Raw genomic sequence first — 14,814 nt, forward strand, 5'->3', positions numbered from 1 at the left:
CGGTACTCAACGGTGAGTCTGCTTACACGTAAGGGGCTTGATACCCTCGGGCTGGTTGAAGTCAAGACCATCGCCGCAGGTGCCCGCCTGCTCGATCTGCTGCTCAAGGCCGCAGAGGTTGAGCTCTATAAGGCCGGGCCCATTTGCTCCGGACGTTTTTTGATTCGAATAGGAGGGGCGCAGTCGAGCGTTGAGGCAGCCTTAGCAGCCGTTGCGTCCGATGCGAGTCTGCTTGACTGGTTTGTTCTCCCCCGGATTGCCCCAGAACTGCTCCAGGCCCTCCAGAATCGCCAGTTCCCTGAACCGGGGTTCTCTCTGGGAGTGGTGGAGAGTCGCCGGGCGGCCTCGGGAATCGCTGCGGCAGACAAAGCCCTCAAGGGGGCGGATGTCATGCTTGCCCGACTTGCAGTGGCCCAGGGGATTAACGGCAAATCATTTATGGTCTTTTCCGGCACCCTTGCCCAGGTTGACGAGGCGGTTGCCCTGGCAGCGCAGACCCTGGGAAATCAGCTTGTCGACCAGAGTGTGATCGCCCGACCCGAAGAGATAACCGTAGCGAGCCTGGTGGGAATGCAGCCGAGTGGGCCGCCATTACTCTAATGGAGAAAAACATACAATATGGCAAAAACACTGATAAATAGCCAAAATATTTCGTCCTTTCTCGAGGAGGGGCAAAAGAGTTTCGTTGTCGATTCCACAATGATCCTCACGCCGGGGGTCAAGGATCTGCTTTCCAGGCGCGGTCTTCGTTTGAGCTATGCAGCCCGAGCAGAACAGCCAACCAACGCTTGTCCCGCCGCAAACAGTTCGTCAGAGCCTTCGCCAAGCGGTGAATGCCTGAACGATGGTGTCCTGGTACAGAAAATAGTGACCCTCCTGAAAAAAGAGTACAGCCTGGAAGATCCCCAGACCATTCAAAGGATTACGCTTGAGGTCCTAGCCCGATTACAGGTGGAAGTCGATGGTGCAAAGAAGGAGAATGTCTGATGCAGATTGATAAAGCTCTTATTGAAAAGATCGTGCGTGAGGTCGTGGTTGCCACCTTGGCTGAATCACCTGGCCAAACATGCGGGGCGGCTATCCAAACCGAGAAAGAACCGCTCTCCGGTGTGACTGCGGTCAAGGTCGGTTCAGTGCAACCCGAACCCTTTGATACCGGCAAGGCAGGGGACAAGGTTTTTTTAAAGGATGTCTTCACACTTGCTGAGAGCCCACGGCTTGGCTGCGGCGTCATGGAGATGGATGGTTCCACCTTTGCCTGGACCCTAAATTACGATGAGATCGATATTGTCCTTGAAGGCAGCCTGTCCATTGTGGTCAACGGCAAGACCATTACCGCCAACAAGGGGGAGCTGGTCCTGATTCCCAAGAATACGCCCATTGAATTTTCCGTCCCCGACTACGCAAAGTTCATTTATGTCACCTATCCAGCCAACTGGGAGGAGCAGCAGTAGGAAGTTTGGGTTGGCCCTAAGCATGCGCTAACAGATAAACTTCCCTGAGCATTCTCATGAATACTGTTCAACAGATGAAAGAAAACGGGGTGGTCGGTGCCGGTGGTGCCGGGTTTCCCACCTATGTCAAAGCGCAGTCCCAGGCGGAAATCGTTCTGGTCAATGCTGCGGAGTGCGAGCCCCTTTTGCATAAGGACAAGCAGCTTTTACTGCATGCAACCGACCTGTTTTTTCAAGGGCTGCAAACCCTGATGGGGCTGGTCTCCGCCAGCAAAGGGATCATCGGCATCAAGAAAAAGCATACGGGGCTGATTGCGCACTTAAACGAACGTTTGCCCGTTCAGGTCGAGCTCTGCCCGGTGGATGATTTTTATCCTGCCGGTGATGAGCTGACCCTGATCAGGGAGACAACCGGTGTCATCATCGGACCCGGCGCCCTCCCCATCTCACGGGGGATTGTGGTCAGTAATGTGGAGTCGCTCTACAATATCGGCACGGCCCGTCCGGTGACAACAAAGTTTCTCAATGTGGGCGGTGCTGTTGAAAAACGCCAGACCTTCGAGGTGCCTTTGGGGATCTCCTTTCAGGAAATCATAGACTATGCCTGCCCTACGATCAGAGATTTCACCATCATCGAGGGCGGCCCCATGATGGGCAAGATTGTGGAGGATCTTTCCCTGCCGGTCACCAAGACCACGGCAGGTCTGCTTGTTTTTCCCCAGGATCATGTTTTAATTCAAAAATACCGCATCATGGCCAGTGAAAAGCGGGTCAATCAAATCGGTAAGGCCGCCTGCGATCAGTGCACCATCTGCACCGAGCTTTGTCCTCGATACCTCCTGGGGCATCCTATTCAACCACACAAGGCCATGCGTTCGCTGGTGTTTCACCAGGACGGAGCAGGGGAGAACGAGATCCAGACCCATGCCCTGTACTGCTGTCAGTGCAATCTCTGCTCCTTTGTTTCCTGTCCGGAGGGGCTCTTTCCCTCACAGGTGTGCATCAACAATCGGGCAAAAGCCCTGACAAAGAAAATACAGTATCAGGGAGCGCTTGAGAACGAACCCCATCCCCTAGCCCCCTACCGCAAGACACCCTCCAAACGGCTAAAACGGATGCTGAATCTGGACCTATTTCCCGACAGTGGTGATCTCAGCGAGCATCAGTTTGCGCCACAAACGCTGCGCCTACTCCTGCGCCAGCATATCGGTGCACCCGCAACCCCGGTGGTCAGCGTTGGTGATCAGGTCCAGCAGGGACAAAAGATTGCAACCGTGGGAGACGCCTTGGGCGCCGAGATCCACGCACCGCTGGCTGGACAGGTCAGCGAGGTTGATGATCAGGCTATCACGCTCACGCTTGCATATTCCGAATAATTAAGGATGTAACACATGGCCCATTCCATAGGAATTTTAGAATTATCCAGCATTGCCAGTGGCTATGAGGCAGAGGATGCCATGCTCAAGGCAGCTGATGTGCACATTTTGATCGCTCGCACTATCTGTTCGGGGAAGTTCATTGTCGTCATCGGAGGCAGTGTCTCCGCCGTGGAGGCAGCACTTGAGACAGGAAAGGTGGTCTCGAGAGGCTTTCTCATCGAATCGCTGCATATCGCCAATGTCGATCCCCAGGTCTTTGCAGCGCTCTCCGGCAGTGTAGACGCCTCTGAGTGCAGCTACCGTTCTCTGGGAATTGTCGAGACCTTTGCGGCAACCCCGATCATTGAGGCGGCTGATGCAGCGGTCAAGGCCGCAAATATCCTCCTGCTCCGGGTTCACGTGTCCATGGCCATTGGCGGCAAGGGATATTTTCTCGCCCTGGGGGACACCGCTGCAATCCAGGCGGCGGTGGATGCGGCAACAGATGCGATCAGAGAATCCGGGCTGCTGGTCAACCGCGTGATTATCCCCGCAGCAACACCTGAAGTGCTCAAAGAATTTATCTGATGAAGAAAATCATGTTTGTCGGGCAGACAGGCTCTGGGAAAACCTCGCTGACCCAGGCCCTCAACGGCCAGGCGATCGCCTACCTGAAGACCCAGGCGGTTAAATTCTCCGGATGTGTGGTGGATACGCCCGGCGAGTTCGCGGAAAACCGAATGTATTATTCAGCTCTTCTGGTCTCCGCCAATAAGGCCGATATCATCGGCTTTATTCAGGATGGGACCCGCAAAAAGAGTATCTTCCCTCCCAAATTTGCGGCCATGTTCAATAAACCGGTCATTGGTATAATCACCAAGAACGATGCGGATCAAATCGAGCCAGCCCGGGCCGAGAAATTTCTCAAGATGGCCGGTGTGGAGACCATTTTCTCGACCAGCGCCGTCTCTCAGCAGGGGATTGATCAACTGTTGAGTTTGCTGCAAGACTGACTTTGAATCCGTGACAGAGGGTAACGCTGAAGCAAACGATATTTTTTAACAATCTTCACCGCTTGAGAAAAATACGTCGTTGGGTAACCATCCGCTGCCACGGATTCAGGTTTCATCTTTTGGTGGAGAGCGCTATAGTAGCGATTTTTTTCCCTGACACCTCTGGTTTTCGTGGGCCTGCGGGCAGTCGATGATGTGCAACAGAAGCCAGCCCATTTTGAGCAGGTGGGTCAGCCTGCCGCTGAACTTGTCTCGCACCAGTAAAACGGCCCCCCTTACGATCCTTTGTTACTTTCTAACGAAGCCGCGGTCCATCGCTTCTGGTGGGCTGCGGCGTTGTTGTTTGTCGAAACTGTTATGCCCCAAACACTCCCATCGGCAGGTCGCCTTCTGCTGACTACCTGCATCATTGCTTTTTTTTGTTTCCTCGGCTCGTTTATGCGTATCCCTGTGGTCCCCCTCTTTGCGGTCTCGCTGGGGGCGGATACGGTCCAGGTCGGCTGGATCAACAGCGCCTTCATGTGTATGGCTGGGCTGCTCTCCATTCCATCCGGTCTGCTCTCCGATAAGATCGGGCGACGTCGTCCCCTCTTAGTGGGCTTGATACTTCTTGCAAGCTCCTCGCTCCTGCTGACCATCTCGCAGACGCCTCTACAGATGGGAGTCATTTACCTCTTTTTTGGGGTGGGCATGGCCGCGGTGACGCCGACCTTGATGTCCTATGTTGCTGATATCACACCGCCAGAGGCTCTGGGGAATGCCTTTGGCTGGTACACCATGGCCCTTTACTGCGGCATGACCCTGGGGCCAGCAGCCGGTGGCTTTTTAGGTGGCCTGATCGGCTTTCGAGCGGTCTTCGTCTGTTCCGGTTGCATGATTGCGATGATGATGGTGGTCACCTTTTTCCGCCTGCCGGATCCGCCCCGTCATTTACGCCGGGCTGCACCGACAAGTGATTTTTTGACCACCCTGCGGCAACTGGCAAAGAACCGGCGTTTGCTCGCCTGTCTGTTGGTGACGGTTGGAGCCTGCATGGGCTTTGGTATGTTTATTACCTTTGTCCCACTCTATGTGCGTAGTCTGGGGCTGCCAACCGTGGCCGTGGGGATTGTCTGTGCGGTTCAGGCGCTCGCCAATGCCGTCGCCAGGATTCCCGCGGGATGGCTCTGTGATAGAATCCGCGATCGCCGACTGCTTGTCAGCGGTGGTTTGTTCTTTTTTGCCCTGGCCAATGCGTCCTTCTCCCTTTGCCATTCCCTGGTTACCCTGCTCTGTGCTTCCTCTGCCATGGGCTTGAGCATGGGCGTCGCCTTTACTGTTATCTGCGCTCTCATTGCCGACTCTGTTCCCGGACACATTCGGGGGCTGGCCATGGGCTGCTACAATACCTGTGTCTATGCAGGAATGTTGTGCTGTGCTATCGGCATGGGCATGGTTATCCACAACTACGGCTTCCATCGTGGCTTTGTGGTCACGGGGGCGATTATTATTGTGGCCTTGTTTTTCTTTACCGTGATTTACGGCTCTCCTCAGAAGATCCCTCGTTATAATGAGATATAGAGTAACTAGCCATTTTGAAACGAAATATTGACTGCTGAGAAGTGAGCGCTCACACTTTAGGGTGTCTTGAGTAATTAGATTTTTCAATCAAGGTCAAGGATTGTGAAAAATTTTACCGCAGGCATATAGTTGATATTCCGAGGATAAAATTTTGAGTATGACGCAGAGATTGGCAGAAAAAGCAATTATTCAAGATTCCCTTTAATCTACTTCAAGATCTTTATACGCCTCCGGAACAAAACGAGGCGTACACACCGCAAGAAAGATAAGATCACTCGTTCCCGTGTTGGTGATGCGTTGCCGGGCTCCCGGTGGGATGTGGATAGTCTCTCCGGGCATGACCTGTTGTGGTGACGCATTACCGATTTCAGCTTGGCCTATCCCTTCAAGAATCAGATAGCGCTCGCAAATTCCCTCGAGTCGATGCCAGCGGGTTGTCTCTCCGGGGCGAACCCGCGCCCGGGCCACAGAGACCTGGGGATCGTCCAGAGAGTTGTGCAGCTCCGTTATGAAGCAGCCTTCCTCAAAAAAATATTCTTTTTCACGCATAGAGCTTTTTCTGCTGCGACCAACCATGGAGGGGGATCGTACATTGGTACAGATGGTCTCCGTCCTTTTGTTGCCAGTGCCATGATGGCGTTGCGATGTTTCTCTCCCTCTCCCAAGTGAAGAAAAAGTACTACAATGGCAGACTGTGTATAAACGAGTGTGTTAGCGAAGGAACAGATCGCAATCGAGGACCAGGGAGCTGAGGGTCACCATGCCCACCAACTCTCCCTTGTCTTCAACCGGCGCCCGGCGCATGCCTACACGGTGCAGCAGGCGGGCAATGTAGCGAATGTCCATGTCCGCGGGGACCGACAAAGCTGGTTTGGCCATGATCTCGTAGACATTGACCTCGTCTGCTTTTTTGCCGGGAATAAGGACGCCGTTGATAATGTCCTGGACGGAGAGTAGGCCCCAGGCATCATCTTCGTTGCGTTTTTTGACCAAGAGGCTATGCACCCTGGCATCACGCATCATGGCTGCGGCCTCTTTGACCGTGGCCATACCGTCAATGGCGATGATGTTGGGGTTCATCACATCACGTCCACGAATGATCTTCTCTGTTGCTGTCATGGCTGTTCTCTTATGGAATTGATAAAAAAAGGTTTGGTCTGCGGTTGCCCGCCCTGTCGTTTGCCTAAAAGTACTGCTTTCGCACCTCTTCCTTAAATTTTTCCAGTTGGCTTTCCAGGCCAATGACCGACTCGACCGGAAGAACAAAAGCAATACCCGTGCCGGGCTTGTCAAATTGTCCTGCCGTGGAGATGGCATCCAGCACGGGGCGGACAATATGTTCTTCAAGCAGTAACAAGATGATATCCGTTGGTGCCTCCAGAGTAAGACCGAAGAAGGTCTTGGCCTCACGCATTCCGGTGCCGCGTGCCGGGATGATGGTTGCCCCGGTGGCACCGGCATCCTTGGCGGCATCGACCACGGCGTCGGTGATATCTGTTTTGACCGAGGCGAGGATGATTTTAAACTTCATGAGTTGGCTCCTGGTAGTGTTTCTTGGTTCGTGAGACCATCCACAGGGCATACTGGCCGTAGCCCAGAACGGCTATGATCGGAAAAAGGCTGGCAAAGGCAATAAGACCAAAGCCGTCAATGGCCGGATTTCTGCCGGGAACCATTGCCGCCAGCCCGAGGCCAAGAGCCGCGACAATGGGGACGGTCACCGTGGACGTGGTAACGCCGCCGGAATCATAGGCAATGGCCAGAATTGATTTGGGAGCAAAACAGGTCTGGAATAATACCACGATATACCCGGCCAGGATATACAAGTAAAGGGGCGTGCCGGTGACTATCCGCAAGGTGCCCAGGCTGATCCCCACGGCGACGCCAACGGCAACGGATATGCGCAGAGCCCAGGCATTAATGCCGCCGCTGGAGACCTCGGCCGCTTTCAGGGCAATGGCAATGAGCGAAGGCTCGGCAATGGTGGTGGCAAAACCAATCAGGGCTGCAAAAAGATAGATCCAGCCGTAGTTAGTCCAATCAGTGAGGTCGATGCTTGCTTGACTGCCTTGGAGAAAGGTCGGGTCGGCCAACTGGCTTGCCATGATTTTTCCCAGGGGAAAGAGCGCTTTTTCCAGACCAAGCAGGAAAAAGGTCAAGCCGATGACCACATAGAGCGTCCCAACCAAAATATTGCGTAGATGGGGAATGGGCTTTTTGATGACAACTGTCTGGAAAAAACCGAATAAGAGGACAATGGGCAGCAGGTCCCGGCAGGTCGAAAGAAAGTCTTTTCCAAAATGATGCAGATAGTCCATGCTAAATCTCCGCCTGCAACCACGGTGCAATCAGGTGGTGAGGCTGTAACAAAATGTCTGTCATGGGGATGAGTACAATGCAGGCCAGAATCCGAGGGGCTCTATCGGATGCACCGGTTGCAGTGGACCGAGGTTAAAAGACGACCAACCCATAGCCCATGACAAACATCATAGGCAAAAGGGAGGCAAAGGCGATCATACCAAACCCGTCGGTGAGAGGATTGCGTCCACGGATAACGGTGGCCAGGCCAACGCCCAGTGCGGTGACCAGGGGGACGGTGATCGTTGAGGTGGTCACTCCGCCGGAGTCGTAGGCAATGCCGATGATTTCCTCGGGGGCAACTAAGGTCAGTGCCATGACCACGCAGTAGCCGCCTATAATCAGATAATGCAGCGGCCAGTTTTTCAAAATGCGCATTACGCCTAGGAGGATGGCAAAGCCGACTGAAAAGGCGACCGTCATGCGAAGCCCCAGGCTGTAGAGATTTTTGGTCTTGGGCGTATCTTCAAGCAGGCCCCCGGTAACGGCAATGTCGGCCGCCTCTTTGGCAATGGCTATGAGGGCCGGTTCGGCAACGGTGGTTGAGAAGCCGATGGCAAAACTGAAAATCAAGAGCCAGAACAGGCTGCCTTTGCGGGTAAGTGCATGGGCCATGCCCTCGCCCAGGGGAAAGAGAGCCCTTTCCAGCCCTTCAATAAACATACTCAGACCAATAACGACCAGTCCGGTTCCCATGAGAATGTCCCCCAGGTTGGGGAGTGGTTTACGGATAATGACAAACTGGAACAGGCCTATGACCAAGACAATGGGCAGCAGATCGGCAGAGGCTGCTCGCAGTTTTTTGGTGATATAGGCTGCGTTGGCGAGAAAAATTTTGTGGGCTTTTAATTGCATCGCTAGGGCAGAACGGTTCAAAGGGGCGAAAAAAACGGAGTAGTGGCTTCTTTTTAGGGTGTCTTGAATAATTAGATTTTTCAATCAAGGCCAAGGATTGCGCAAAATTTTACCGCAGGCATATATGTGATATTCCGAGGATAAAATTTTAAGCGTGACGCCGGGATTGGAAGAAAAAGCAATTATTTAAGATTCCCTTTATTCTAAAACGCCAAGCGCTGTCGAGGATGGCTTGAAGAATGGCTTATGCGGCCAAGGTGAGCCTGCCCGGCGAGGCCGAGAGAGCTTGGCAGTAAAAGCAACTATTCAAGGCGCCTCTGTTGCCTGGCACAAAAAAAGCAACCGGAGCGGAACGCTCTCGTTGAGGAAAATTGAACCGGAGGAGGACGAAACATGTCATTCTGTTACGGGATGTCATTGTACAGGTTTTGTGAATTTTTGCAAACAAAGTCGGTGGCATGAGTGTTGTTCTTGGCAAATCTGCCATGCCTTGGTGTTGACGCCAACAGGGGACCGCTCGGGGCCGGGCCACTGCGGAGTCATCCAAAGTGGCGTGTGAGGCCTTGGTGAAGTTTTTTACAAGCCGGTTATTTATTTAAAATAATTTATTTGCACAATGATTAATTTAGAATAAATTTTTCTTGCAAAGAGAACTGTGAATCGCTAAGAGAAAAGCTGTCCATTGGTGAGCGGCGGTACCAGGCTTCTATCTGAGAAACGTCTCTCCTGTACAGGTAAATCCATCTCTGAGGTTTCCCATGTCTCTTGGTCGCAAAAAGTTGCAAATTCTCCAGATGCTCTCGCTGAATCTCCGCAATCCCCAACCAGAACCGGTGCGTTCTGATGCCATCGCCCATCGGTTGCAGATAAGTATGCCGGAAACCGTGCTCCTGATTAAGGTGATGAATGATATGGGGGTGATCCAAAGTAACATGGAGCATCGCCTTTGCCTTATTACTCGCAAGGGTATGGAGTACCTCAAGCAGGCTGAAGTGCAATGAGTGCACCCCAGGAAATAGAATACGATTTGCCAAGTTATGATCACTATATAAAAGCGTTGACCGATATCAGCAGGGCCGTTACTTCGGATCTGTTTTTAGAAGACGTGTTTAAATTGATGGTGATGGTGGTGGCACGGGTCACCGGGGTGGATATCTGCTCGTTATGGTTGATCGATGAGGATGTTCAGCCACCGGTACTGCGCCTCAAGGCCACCCAGGCCATTGAAGCGGAATACATGATTGATCGGACCTTGGGAATGGGTGAGGGGGTGGTAGGTCATGTGAACTCCACCAGCCAGCCGCTGGTCATTGCCGATGTACTTCAATGCGAAATTTTCAAAGAAAAGAAAATGGCCAAGAAGCTGGGGCTGGTGTCCATGGCCGGGGTGCCGTTGCTTGGGAAAAAACGCAAGGTGGTCGGCGTACTCAACTGCTTCACGTCAAAGGCCCATGAGTTTTCTTCCACGGATCTCAACCTGTTATCGGCTGTTGCCAACCAGGCGGCTCTGGCCATCCATACCAGTGAACTTGTTGTCCGTACCCGTTTGATCGAGGAGGAACTTAAGTCTCGCAAGACTATTGAGCGCGCAAAAGAAATCGTTATGGAGCGGTTGAACGTCAATGGAGACGAGGCCTATCGCTGGCTGCGGAAGCAGAGTATGGATGGAAGGCGAAGCGTCCTTGAGATCGCAGAGGCTGTTCTGCTCTCCATAGAACTGTGTGGCTGACAAGTAATATTTTCAGTGAAAATTATTTATTGACGCATTGATTAATTTATAATAAATTTCCTCTCGTGTGTTGGCCACAACGGCGTGTCCAGCATATGGTGACGAATATTCGGACAATGGCGTCTGTCCCCTGGTTTTCAAGGGGATAGGCGTTTTTTTTTTGCCGAAGCACTCTTCAAGTATCAGATGAGGGAGAACTATGCGATTTTCAAAAAATAATGATGTCCTTGGTACCATCAATAGAGGGAATCCTGCGGAATCCGGCCTGTGCACACTGTGCCGAGCTGATTGCAAAGGGCAATGCGAGACCTGGAAATCCAGCCTGGTCGGGCGGAAATTGCTCTACCCCCGGGATTTTGGTGTGGTGACCGCCGGGGCCAACAACACTACTCATGTTGGCGTTTCCTATAATTCGTTGCGCATCCAGGGCTATGCCTACGGAGCCCACGGTATGGCGCAGGGGCTTTCCAGCAATCCCAATAACTGTATTTTTCCCAATGTTGATTTAACCACCGAATTCGGCAATACGGTCAAAACCAAGAGCCGTCTTCCTTTGATGACCGGAGCGCTCGGGTCGACCTTTATCGCGGCAAAATATTGGGATTCTTTTGCGGTCGGCGGTTCGTTGGTCGGGATCCCGATCGTGGTCGGCGAGAACGTGGTCGGTGTGGATAAAGCCGCTGAGATCAAGAACGGACGCATTATCAAAGCGCCTGAGTTGGACCGTCGTATCGATACTTATTTGCGTTATTTTGATGGCTACGGTGCGATTATCGTTCAACTGAACGTGGAGGACACCCGCAACGGTGTCGCCGAGTATGTGGTCGAAAAATACGGTGAGCGTTGTATCGTTGAGTTGAAGTGGGGGCAGGGGGCCAAAGATATCGGTGGCGAAATTCAGGTCGCGAGTATCAACTACGCCCAGTTTCTCAAGAACCGCGGCTACATCGTTGACCCTGATCCTACCCTGCCGGAAGTGCAGATGGCCTTTGAAAAAGGCGCGATCAAATCCTTTGCCCGTCACAGTCGCCTCGGGGGAACCGATCTGGCAACGGTTGATCTCGTGCGTGAAGATTTTATGAAGTCGGTGGATTACCTGCGCAAGATCGGATTCAAGCGGATTTCTCTTAAAACCGGATCCTACGGTATGGAGGAGCTGGCCATGGCGATTAAGTTCGCCTCAGAGGCCGGTCTTGACCTGCTGACCATAGACGGTTCTGGCGGCGGCACCGGCATGAGCCCCTGGAACATGATGCAGAGTTGGGGCGTACCTTCAATACATCTTCATTCCAAGGCCTATGAGTATGCTTCCTTTCTTGCCGCTCAGGGAAAACGTGTGGTGGATCTCTCCTTTGCCGGTGGATTTGCCTTGGAGGATTCGATTTTCAAAGGATTGGCCATGGGGGCGCCATTTACCAAGCTGATCTGCATGGGACGCGGTCTCATGATCCCTGGTTTCCTCGGAGCCAACATCGAGGGGGCGTTGCATCCCGAGCGTCGGGAGCGCCTGAACGGCAATTGGGACAAACTGCCGACGAGCATCAGCGCCATGGGCACTTCACCCGAGGCCATCTTTGCCTCCTATTATGATCTGGAGAAGAAGGTCGGTCGCGAGGAGATGAAAAATATCCCCTATGGCGCGATTGCGATGTGGACCATGGCGGACAAGCTCGCCTGCGGTCTGCAGCAGCTCATGGCGGGGGCGAGAAAGTTTCAGTTGAGCACGATCGGTCGCGGCGACATCTTTGCCGGAAACCGAGAAACCGCACGTGAAACCGGTATCACCTACATGACCGATTCACGAGACGAGAGCGCAAGGAAGATCTTGATGACCTGAGAGCGTCGTCTTCCTGTGCTCCCTCTCTTTCGACAGGAGCACTTAGTTTCCGGCGGGCAGAATTTTTCCCGCCCGCCGGAGTCATCATCCCCGCAGCTTTATCCACAGAAGTTCTACCGTCGTCTCTCCAATATTCTCCCACTGTTCCGGCATATCTTTGCGCAGGTAAATCAGATCCCCGGCATGCGCCTCCCGAGATTGCCCGTCGACCAAAAGCGCCAGCGATCCTTGGAGGAGATATCCAGCCTCCTCACCCTTGTGATTGAAGAAATGCCCGGTGAGTTTTCGTCCCGGCTCAATCCGGAGGAGGTAGGGATCGGCAACCGTATCGCCAATATCCGGTGGCAGCAACCGTTGCCCGGTGATCGTTCCCTTGATTCCCTTGGCAAAGGCCACTCCCACCCCATCGTTTCCGGAAAATACACAGTTTCCCTGCTGGGGAGACGCTCCCTCAAAAAATGTAGTGATGCTGACTGCCAGACCTTCCGCCAGGCGGAAGAGGGCGGGAATAGAGGGCGATATCAGGTTCTTTTCAATCTGGGAGATACTGCTGGGGGTCATGCTTGCCCTCTTTGCCAGCTCTTTTTGTGACAATCCCTGTTGCTGTCGTACAGCCCTGATTCGTCCGCCCAGGTCAAACCGGTCCGGAAAATCACGCGATATGTCAAAGTTGATCTCGCCTTGTTCACAGGTAAAGGCCTGTGCCTTGTTGATGAACGGAGAGGTGCGTTTCTCCGCCTTGAGTATTTTGAACAGTGATTTGTCGTTTTTGACGGATAAATCAATCACAACCTGGGCAATTTTATTAATGTTGGCCTTAAGACGATTCGAGTGGGCACTTTTTTCAACAATCCAATAGGCGATGGTGTCCAACTCGTACAGCCGGGGACAGGTGCGGGCGTAGAATTTCGTGACCTGCTCCTCACCGCCCCAGAGGTCCTGCATGCCGGTCAGACTGTCGAGAATGAAACGGGTATCCCCGGAAAGCGTGGAGTGTAAACCGTAGATCGCCTCACTCACCTGGGTCGGATGGTCTGGGGCATTGACCTTGACCACCTGATACGGCCACTGCGCCCCATCCTTTTCATAGAATTTATTGAAGACCTCTGAGTTGTCGCCCTTACCGTTGGTAAAGCAGTCGAGAATGGTAAAGTTTTGATTTTCAGCCAGAGATCCGAGAAAGGTCACCACGTTTTTAGGGGAGCGATCGAAGCTGACATAGATCACCGGCTTTTTTTCTGCCAATGACTGGCGAATGAAATGCAAGCAGAAGGCTGAGGAAAAACTGCCTGCATCCTCGTACCAGAGGACATTATCGCCGATGAACAGATTGCCGAGCAGCTTGTCGAGCTGGTCTACCCCGGAGGAGACCCGTTTTTTTATTTGGTCCATGCTTGTACGTGTTCCGGTAAAAAGGGGAGAGCGAGTGCCTGTCGTGCTTTTGGGAAGACAATGTAAAAAGTACTGTTGGGCTTTCCCAAACAAGAGGGGGCTAGAAGTTTAGTAGAATCTCGTTCCCCCAGAGCAATTCCTTTTATAAACACAGATTGCGTCGCATATGCAAGGGGACGAGCCAGTATTTTGAGGGGGCTTGATGATCAGCTAGAGCCGCTGCTCTGGCAGCGATGTATTCTGCCTGGGAGCAGGGAAAGTTGAAGAGTTTCTTTTTCTCCCAATCTCATGGCGCTTGATGTTTACTGAGCTTGAGTGAAAAAAACAAGAAGAGACCCGCAAGGCGTTGGCAACACCCTTTTTGTTCGGATCGGGTTGTACGGGAAAACTGGAAGAAATAGGACGAAACTGGGACAGCCCAGGGACACCGGGAAGAGCTTGCCCCTGTGTCCCTGTGTTGGGCGCAAAAAAGATAATGCGGCGGTGTTTATAACCCGTACTTTTTGCTGTAGCCGCGGGGTGTGATCATCTTGTCTTTCCAGACAAAGGTCTGGGAGTTGCCGATGATAACCGTGGTCTGCATGCCGATTTCTTCATCGAGCATCTTTTCCAGGGTTGTCAGGCGTACCTGTTCGTGCTCGCGGGTTGCGCCACTGACGATACCAACCGGAGTTTGGGGAGAGCGGCTTGCCAGCATGATCTCACGGGCGCGGACAATCTGGTCGGTACGTTTCTTGGACTTGGGGTTGTAGATCACCACCACAAAATCAGCCGGGGCAACCGCCTCCAGTCGTTTTTCGATCAGCTCCCAGGGGGTCATTAGGTCCGAGAGGCTGATGGCGGCAAAGTCATGCATCAAAGGGGCTCCCAGAATGGCTGCGCAGGAGTTGAGCGCGGCGATGCCGGGAATGATATCGATGGGGACGGTGGCCTCTTCTGTTTTGGCCAGCTCATAGACGAGCCCGGCCATGGCATAGATGCCAGGGTCGCCGCCACAAACCAGGGCCACTCGCTTACCGGTTTGGGCCAGCTCCAGGGCCTTGCGGCAGCGATCGATCTCCTGCATCATGGAGGAGGAAATAACCTCGGTCTCTGGCCCCAGGCAATCGCGAACCAAGTCGAGATAGGTGCGATAACCGAGCACGATCTCTGCGTCGGTCAATGCCCGCAGAGCCCGCGGTGCCATGAGATCGTTTGCGCCGGGGCCAAGCCCGACCACTATCAGAGAACCGGTTCCACTCTCCTGTCCTGTTGTCAT

General features: G+C 53.1%; 17 protein-coding genes. 10 read left to right on the forward strand and 7 right to left on the reverse strand.

Annotated features, from left to right (window positions below):
* Positions 1-12: 12 nt before the first annotated feature.
* From JWJ90_RS05570 to JWJ90_RS05600, 7 genes are all read left to right on the forward strand, one after another.
* A complete protein-coding gene (locus tag JWJ90_RS05570; protein ID WP_205226211.1) occupies positions 13-600 on the forward strand; it encodes a BMC domain-containing protein in 588 nt (195 codons plus the stop codon).
* An 18-nt stretch (positions 601-618) separates the two neighbouring features.
* Entirely contained in the window at positions 619-987 is a 369-nt protein-coding gene (locus JWJ90_RS05575; protein WP_205226212.1) for a hypothetical protein, read from the forward strand.
* A complete protein-coding gene (locus JWJ90_RS05580) occupies positions 987-1,454 on the forward strand; it encodes a cupin domain-containing protein (protein WP_205226213.1) in 468 nt (155 codons plus the stop codon). Before JWJ90_RS05575 ends, JWJ90_RS05580 begins: the two co-directional genes overlap by 1 nt.
* 56 nt (positions 1,455-1,510) lie before the next feature.
* Entirely contained in the window at positions 1,511-2,830 is a 1,320-nt protein-coding gene (locus JWJ90_RS05585; RefSeq protein WP_205226214.1) for a 4Fe-4S dicluster domain-containing protein, read from the forward strand.
* Between the two features lie 15 nt (positions 2,831-2,845).
* Positions 2,846-3,400: a BMC domain-containing protein gene (locus tag JWJ90_RS05590; protein ID WP_205226215.1), complete on the forward strand. Its 555-nt coding sequence runs from the start codon at positions 2,846-2,848 to the stop codon at positions 3,398-3,400.
* Positions 3,400-3,825, forward strand: coding sequence for a EutP/PduV family microcompartment system protein (locus JWJ90_RS05595; protein WP_205226216.1), 426 nt, complete (start codon positions 3,400-3,402; stop codon positions 3,823-3,825). Before JWJ90_RS05590 ends, JWJ90_RS05595 begins: the two co-directional genes overlap by 1 nt.
* Before the next feature lie 357 nt (positions 3,826-4,182).
* A complete protein-coding gene (locus JWJ90_RS05600) occupies positions 4,183-5,385 on the forward strand; it encodes an MFS transporter (protein ID WP_205226217.1) in 1,203 nt (400 codons plus the stop codon).
* Between the two features lie 201 nt (positions 5,386-5,586).
* Here JWJ90_RS05600 and JWJ90_RS05605 read toward each other — a convergent pair whose 3' ends face one another.
* The 5 genes from JWJ90_RS05605 to JWJ90_RS05625 all read right to left on the reverse strand — a co-directional run bounded on the left by JWJ90_RS05605 (position 5,587) and on the right by JWJ90_RS05625 (position 8,598).
* On the reverse strand, positions 5,587-5,934 hold the full coding sequence (locus tag JWJ90_RS05605; protein WP_205226218.1) for a cupin domain-containing protein: 348 nt from the start codon (positions 5,932-5,934) through the stop codon (positions 5,587-5,589).
* Between the two features lie 162 nt (positions 5,935-6,096).
* Complete coding sequence (locus JWJ90_RS05610; protein ID WP_205226219.1) at positions 6,097-6,504, reverse strand: CBS domain-containing protein; 408 nt, start codon at positions 6,502-6,504, stop codon at positions 6,097-6,099.
* A 64-nt stretch (positions 6,505-6,568) separates the two neighbouring features.
* The gene (locus tag JWJ90_RS05615; protein ID WP_205226220.1) at positions 6,569-6,916 is read right to left on the reverse strand and encodes a P-II family nitrogen regulator; all 348 of its coding nucleotides are present in this window, start codon (positions 6,914-6,916) and stop codon (positions 6,569-6,571) included.
* On the reverse strand, positions 6,906-7,703 hold the full coding sequence (locus tag JWJ90_RS05620; RefSeq protein ID WP_205226221.1) for a DUF1538 domain-containing protein: 798 nt from the start codon (positions 7,701-7,703) through the stop codon (positions 6,906-6,908). The genes JWJ90_RS05615 and JWJ90_RS05620 overlap by 11 nt, the downstream gene beginning before the upstream one ends.
* A gap of 133 nt (positions 7,704-7,836) precedes the next feature.
* Entirely contained in the window at positions 7,837-8,598 is a 762-nt protein-coding gene (locus JWJ90_RS05625; protein ID WP_205226222.1) for a DUF1538 domain-containing protein, read from the reverse strand.
* A 758-nt stretch (positions 8,599-9,356) separates the two neighbouring features.
* Between JWJ90_RS05625 and JWJ90_RS05630 the strand changes: the two genes are divergently transcribed.
* The 3 genes from JWJ90_RS05630 (at position 9,357) to JWJ90_RS05640 (ending at position 12,164) form a co-directional block, all read left to right on the forward strand.
* Positions 9,357-9,599 (forward strand): hypothetical protein, encoded by a 243-nt coding sequence (locus JWJ90_RS05630; RefSeq protein WP_205226223.1) that lies wholly within the window; start codon positions 9,357-9,359, stop codon positions 9,597-9,599.
* A complete protein-coding gene (locus JWJ90_RS05635; RefSeq protein ID WP_205226224.1) occupies positions 9,596-10,327 on the forward strand; it encodes a GAF and ANTAR domain-containing protein in 732 nt (243 codons plus the stop codon). Before JWJ90_RS05630 ends, JWJ90_RS05635 begins: the two co-directional genes overlap by 4 nt.
* Before the next feature lie 199 nt (positions 10,328-10,526).
* On the forward strand, positions 10,527-12,164 hold the full coding sequence (locus JWJ90_RS05640; protein ID WP_205226225.1) for a glutamate synthase-related protein: 1,638 nt from the start codon (positions 10,527-10,529) through the stop codon (positions 12,162-12,164).
* Between the two features lie 84 nt (positions 12,165-12,248).
* Here JWJ90_RS05640 and JWJ90_RS05645 read toward each other — a convergent pair whose 3' ends face one another.
* Both JWJ90_RS05645 and cobJ read right to left on the reverse strand, forming a co-directional pair.
* On the reverse strand, positions 12,249-13,556 hold the full coding sequence (locus tag JWJ90_RS05645; RefSeq protein WP_205226226.1) for a helix-turn-helix domain-containing protein: 1,308 nt from the start codon (positions 13,554-13,556) through the stop codon (positions 12,249-12,251).
* Between the two features lie 487 nt (positions 13,557-14,043).
* Positions 14,044-14,814: a precorrin-3B C(17)-methyltransferase gene (gene cobJ / locus JWJ90_RS05650; RefSeq protein WP_205226227.1), complete on the reverse strand. Its 771-nt coding sequence runs from the start codon at positions 14,812-14,814 to the stop codon at positions 14,044-14,046.

Origin of the sequence: Desulfobulbus rhabdoformis (assembly GCF_016919065.1) — a bacterium.
Classification (GTDB): Bacteria; Desulfobacterota; Desulfobulbia; order Desulfobulbales; family Desulfobulbaceae; genus Desulfobulbus; species Desulfobulbus rhabdoformis.

Bases quoted from the DNA above. Each gene is read 5' to 3' on its own strand.
- JWJ90_RS05615 (WP_205226220.1), bottom strand. From the start codon at position 6,916: ATGAAGTTTAAAATCATCCTCGCCTCGGTCAAAACAGATATCACCGAC.
- cobJ (WP_205226227.1), bottom strand. From the start codon at position 14,814: ATGACAACAGGACAGGAGAGTGGAACCGGTTCTCTGATAGTGGTCGGG.
- JWJ90_RS05640 (WP_205226225.1), top strand. From the start codon at position 10,527: ATGCGATTTTCAAAAAATAATGATGTCCTTGGTACCATCAATAGAGGG.
- JWJ90_RS05630 (WP_205226223.1), top strand. From the start codon at position 9,357: ATGTCTCTTGGTCGCAAAAAGTTGCAAATTCTCCAGATGCTCTCGCTG.
- JWJ90_RS05580 (WP_205226213.1), top strand. From the start codon at position 987: ATGCAGATTGATAAAGCTCTTATTGAAAAGATCGTGCGTGAGGTCGTG.
- JWJ90_RS05625 (WP_205226222.1), bottom strand. From the start codon at position 8,598: ATGCAATTAAAAGCCCACAAAATTTTTCTCGCCAACGCAGCCTATATC.
- JWJ90_RS05575 (WP_205226212.1), top strand. From the start codon at position 619: ATGGCAAAAACACTGATAAATAGCCAAAATATTTCGTCCTTTCTCGAG.
- JWJ90_RS05620 (WP_205226221.1), bottom strand. From the start codon at position 7,703: ATGGACTATCTGCATCATTTTGGAAAAGACTTTCTTTCGACCTGCCGG.
- JWJ90_RS05600 (WP_205226217.1), top strand. From the start codon at position 4,183: ATGCCCCAAACACTCCCATCGGCAGGTCGCCTTCTGCTGACTACCTGC.
- JWJ90_RS05595 (WP_205226216.1), top strand. From the start codon at position 3,400: ATGAAGAAAATCATGTTTGTCGGGCAGACAGGCTCTGGGAAAACCTCG.
- JWJ90_RS05610 (WP_205226219.1), bottom strand. From the start codon at position 6,504: ATGACAGCAACAGAGAAGATCATTCGTGGACGTGATGTGATGAACCCC.
- JWJ90_RS05590 (WP_205226215.1), top strand. From the start codon at position 2,846: ATGGCCCATTCCATAGGAATTTTAGAATTATCCAGCATTGCCAGTGGC.
- JWJ90_RS05645 (WP_205226226.1), bottom strand. From the start codon at position 13,556: ATGGACCAAATAAAAAAACGGGTCTCCTCCGGGGTAGACCAGCTCGAC.
- JWJ90_RS05635 (WP_205226224.1), top strand. From the start codon at position 9,596: ATGAGTGCACCCCAGGAAATAGAATACGATTTGCCAAGTTATGATCAC.
- JWJ90_RS05585 (WP_205226214.1), top strand. From the start codon at position 1,511: ATGAATACTGTTCAACAGATGAAAGAAAACGGGGTGGTCGGTGCCGGT.
- JWJ90_RS05605 (WP_205226218.1), bottom strand. From the start codon at position 5,934: ATGCGTGAAAAAGAATATTTTTTTGAGGAAGGCTGCTTCATAACGGAG.